Raw genomic sequence first — 4,393 nt, forward strand, 5'->3', positions numbered from 1 at the left:
GCATCTTCGCGGCCAGCACGATGCCCCAGGTGCCCTCGGTCCCGGCGAAGGCCCGACGCAGGTCGAAGTCGTTCTCCGGCAGCAGCGCTTCTAACCCGTACCCGGAGACCTGCCGAGAGAAGGTGCCGAGATTCGTCCGGATGGTGCCCAGTTCCTTGCCGACGAGTTCGTGGAGACGCGGGAACTGCTCGGACGAATCGGTGTCGTCGAGAGTGACGATCGTGCCGTCGACGAGCATGACCACCAGCGCGAGGATGTTGTCGCCGGTGCGACCGTAGCCCAGCGCTCGTGGCCCGCAGGCGTTGTTGCCGATCATCCCGCCGATCGTGCAGCGAGTATGGGTGGAAGGATCCGGGCCGAAGCGCAGACCGTGTGGCCGCGCCTGGGCTTGCAGGTGAGCGTGGATGCATCCCGCCTGGACCCAGGCGGCCTGCGCATCGGGGTCGAGGGAGAGGACCTCGTTCATGTGGCGGGAGAAGTCGAGGATGATGCCCGTGCCGATCGCATTGCCCGCGATCGAGGTGCCCGCGCCGCGACTGGTGATGGGCACGCCCAATCGGCGCGCGATCGCCAGTGTGCGCGAGACGTCGGCCTCGTCGCGCGGGAACACGATGACCTGCGGCACCAGGCGGAACAGAGAAGCATCGGTGGTGTAAGCGGCACGGTCGGTGTCATCGACGCTGAAGTCACGGACGCCCGAGGTTCGGAGCTCGGTCGAGAGAGCATCGGCGAGGGACATCTCTGTCTCCGCAGACTTCCGAGGTGCACTGGAGCTGTGAGCCAATGTGGTCATGTCCGCATTGTGCCACTTCAGCTGCCAGTCGGATACTCCTTCAGTCGTGTGTGGGATGGTGCCCACTACGGGCGGGATGTTCCACCGGCGGGTTGCAGGATCCTCGGAAACGTTATTAAAACGTTATATCGAAAGGTTAAGATACTGCATCAATTTCTTTGATTCGGGAACTATTGGCTTATTTTCATAGTGGTGGTATTTAATGGAACTACATCATTAGCTGGCATCGAGCCACAGTCGTAAGTAAGGGAAGAAACCATGTCGCGTCGTGCCCGTGAATTAACCGTTGATCAGACAGCCTTAGTTGGTGCAGTTCGGAAGGTTTCTCGTCAGCGAGCCAAAGTCAATACCGATTACGTGATGGCGATTCTTCGCGCTCGTGAAGAAGGGGCAACCTTCGGGTCCATCGCGGAGGCTGCCGGGACCTCATCGCAGGCGGTGCAGGAGATCGTGCGCAGGCATGGTCAGGTGCAGCGCCCCGAAGGTGCACAATCCGCACCGGCACCGGCGAAATAGGGTCACAGCACTGCCGCAGTAGCGTCTGCCGACCGATGGCGCGCCGAGGTCGTCGTCCCGACTGTGGGTCACAGTGACGTGATTCGCACGGGCGCGTGCTTCGGGTGCTCAATGGTGACCCGAGTCATACTTTTCATCACCATTTGATAACAAGAGTTCTTTATTGTGGAATTCATGTGAAAAGCGTGCACGTGGCATTAATGGGACGTGCACGCTGGGGTGGTGGAGCGCCTGCGGGGTCGAGTGCTCATGTGATCGAGATGTCGGACCTCAGCTTGTCCGGTTCGGCTCGGGCTCGAGAAGGACAGTGGTGCGAATTCGACGTCGTGACCTCGACGGAATCCGGCCTCAATGCGGCTTAGATGCAAGAAGTACACACTCGCGACAGTATTGCAGTGTTGTTACATAAAAGAGCTGGTGAGAGCCGACTAGAGTTGAACTATGAGCTCAGAGACCGACCTTCTGCCCAGTGATGTCAGCGATCTGCCATTGATCCGAATCGCTTCGGATCTGTCCATGATGGCGTGGGAGCAGATGGTGGCCTGGCGCGGCTCCCTCGGCGCGCGGCTTGATGCCTCGGTCGTGGATACGAAGACCTCACCCAACGATCTCGTGACTCTCGCAGATGCGCAGATCGAATCACTCGTGCGCGGGTACCTGGCGAAGGTCCGCCCCGGCGATGCCATGGTCGGTGAGGAGGGGGCTCCGGCACTGGACCCCACCGAATTCTTCGACGCGCAGTTCCTGCGCAGGCTCAGCAGCTTTGATCCGAGCGGCAATGATCTCATCGACATGAGTGATCGCAGTCAGGATGCGACTGACAGCAACCGGCCCTTGGAATGGCATGTCGATCCCATCGATGGAACCGTCAACTATGTCCGCAGCATCGAACACTATGCGTTCTCCGTCGGCGTCTGTGAGTCCGGCGAAGTCCATGGGCGGGGCCTGGACGAGGACCGCTGGCTGATCGGTCTCGTCGCCTCGCCGGGGCTGAATGCCACGTGGTTCGGGGCCAAGGGGCGCGGCGCCTATCGTGTCGAAGGGCGCCTGTCGGAGGGCGGCGCCTCGGCGTCGGCCAGCGAGACGGCGTCGGCCAGCGAGACAGTGTCGGCCAGCGAGACAGTGTCGGCCCTTGGCTCGGAGCGGGGCGTCCGCGCGCAGCGACTGCGTGGCACGCCCGCCGGGCTCTCCGGGCGACTGCTGGCGACCGGTTTCGCCTACACCGGCGGCAACCGCAGGCCACAGTTGGCGAAGCTGTTCACGCTGATGGACGGCTATGACGACATCCGCCGGTGCGGATCGGCGGCCATCGACCTGTGCATGCTCGCCGAAGGTAAGGTCAACAGCTATGCCGAGCGCGGTCTCGGGATCTACGACTACGCCGGTGGCGGCGTCATCGCCGAAGAGTCCGGCGCTTATGTTCACCGAGGCGGCTCCGGTGGCCCCACAGCAGCCGCGGAGTCCGAGCGGGAAGTTCGTCGGCTCATCGCCTCGATCTGATCGACTGTCCCACCGCTGACCCGGCTGCTTCACTGCCGGGCCAGCGTCCTGCGCTGAGCCGCGCCGCGACTACCTGCGTTGTCAATGTGAGATGAATAACGTTAGATTACTGTCACGTATTCCATGAAGCTTAGGCTAAGCTAATTCACGGTTCGTGTTCATTTGTCATCAATGACTTTTGCAGGAAGTAGATAATCATGGTTTCGTCTCGCCTCCGTTTCAGCGCCCTGGCCGGCGTGGTCGCACTCGCTCTAGCCGGATGTGGCCAAGCTGCCGCCGAGGACACCGGCGCCGACGCCGATTCGAGCAGCACCATCGACATCGAAGACAACAACGGAACGCAGACCGTGGTGAGTCCTCCCACCTCGGTGGTCGCCACGGACAACCGCACCTTCGAGACCCTGGACGCCTGGGACATCGAACTCAGCGCCGGTGCTGTCTCCCTGATGTCCGAGGACCTCAGCTACACGAAGGACGACTCGGTCCTCGACCTCGGCTCGCACCGCGAACCCGACCTGGAGAAGATCGTCGAGGCCAAGCCGGACCTCGTCATCAATGGCCAGCGATTCGCGCAATTCCACGACGACCTCGCGAAGCTAGCGCCCGAGGCCACGGTGCTCGAGCTCGATCCTCGCGACGGCGAGGACTTCGGATCGGAACTCAAGCGCCAGACGACCGTCCTGGGTGAAGTCTTCGGCAAACAGGACGAGGCGAAGAAGATCATCGACGACTACGACGCCTCGGTGAAACGAGCCAAGGCGGCCTATGACAGCAGTGACACGGCCATGGGCCTCATCACCTCGGCGGGTGACATCGGCTATTCCGCACCCTCGACCGGACGCACCGTCGGACCGGTCTTCGACGCCCTCGGTCTCAGTCCTGCCCTTGAAGTCGAGGCGAGCAGCGAAGATCACCAGGGAGATGACATCTCGGTCGAAGCCATCGCAGACTCCAAACCCGATCTCATGGTCGTCATGGATCGCGATGCCTCATTCGCACCCGAGGAGCGCGATGAAGGCTCGGCGCCCGCTGCCGAAGTCCTCGAGGACTCCGAAGCGCTCAAGGACGTTCCCGCGATCAAGGACGACAAGATCGTCTACTTCCCGCAGGACACCTACCTCAACGAAGGAATTCAGACCTACACCGAGTTCTACAACTCCTTCGCAGACAAGCTCGAAGAGCAGAAGTAATGATTCCCAGCTGTAATTGAGATCGAGAGTATGACGAGTACACGCAACGGCCCCACCACTCACGGTGGCGACGTCGGCCCGACGGCGACGGATACCGGTGTCTCCACAGGAGGTGGTGCCACCTCGGCGAGGAAGGGCTCTGCCGAGGTGAAGAGCCCGCTGCTGAGCTGGAAGCTCGCGGCGGGCGTCGTCGGTGTCCTGCTGCTGCTCGTCCTCTCCCTGTTGACCGGCGTCTACGACATCTTCGGCGGTGACGGCGGAGCCGAGATGTTCCAGATCACCCGTGTGCCGCGCACCATTGCACTTGTCCTCTCCGGGGCGGCGATGGCGATGTGCGGTCTGGTCATGCAGCTGCTGACGCAGAACCGATTCGTCGAACCGACGACGACGGGCA

The 4,393-nt window shown here is 62.0% G+C and carries 5 protein-coding genes; 4 read left to right on the forward strand and 1 reads right to left on the reverse strand.

The window, feature by feature from the left end; genetic code table 11:
* A partial coding sequence (locus tag L0G76_RS14355; RefSeq protein WP_304357842.1) for an FAD-binding oxidoreductase occupies positions 1 to 793 on the reverse strand: 793 nt, incomplete at its 3' end.
* Positions 794 to 1,153: 360 nt separating this feature from the next.
* Between L0G76_RS14355 and L0G76_RS14360 the strand changes: the two genes are divergently transcribed.
* From L0G76_RS14360 to L0G76_RS14375, 4 genes are all read left to right on the forward strand, one after another.
* A complete protein-coding gene (locus tag L0G76_RS14360) occupies positions 1,154 to 1,309 on the forward strand; it encodes a hypothetical protein (protein ID WP_304356836.1) in 156 nt (51 codons plus the stop codon).
* 441 nt (positions 1,310 to 1,750) lie between these two features.
* Positions 1,751 to 2,809, forward strand: a complete 1,059-nt coding sequence (locus tag L0G76_RS14365) for an inositol monophosphatase family protein (RefSeq protein WP_304357843.1) — start codon at positions 1,751 to 1,753, stop codon at positions 2,807 to 2,809.
* A gap of 197 nt (positions 2,810 to 3,006) precedes the next feature.
* On the forward strand, positions 3,007 to 3,999 hold the full coding sequence (locus L0G76_RS14370) for a siderophore ABC transporter substrate-binding protein (protein ID WP_304357844.1): 993 nt from the start codon (positions 3,007 to 3,009) through the stop codon (positions 3,997 to 3,999).
* A gap of 30 nt (positions 4,000 to 4,029) precedes the next feature.
* Positions 4,030 to 4,393 (forward strand): iron chelate uptake ABC transporter family permease subunit (locus tag L0G76_RS14375; RefSeq protein ID WP_304357845.1); only part of this gene is annotated, 364 nt, incomplete at its 3' end.

This window comes from Brevibacterium picturae (genome assembly GCF_030453725.1).
Classification (GTDB): Bacteria; Actinomycetota; Actinomycetes; order Actinomycetales; family Brevibacteriaceae; genus Brevibacterium; species Brevibacterium sandarakinum_A.

Bases quoted from the DNA above. Each gene is read 5' to 3' on its own strand.
- L0G76_RS14360 (WP_304356836.1), top strand. From the start codon at position 1,154: ATGGCGATTCTTCGCGCTCGTGAAGAAGGGGCAACCTTCGGGTCCATC.
- L0G76_RS14365 (WP_304357843.1), top strand. From the start codon at position 1,751: ATGAGCTCAGAGACCGACCTTCTGCCCAGTGATGTCAGCGATCTGCCA.
- L0G76_RS14370 (WP_304357844.1), top strand. From the start codon at position 3,007: ATGGTTTCGTCTCGCCTCCGTTTCAGCGCCCTGGCCGGCGTGGTCGCA.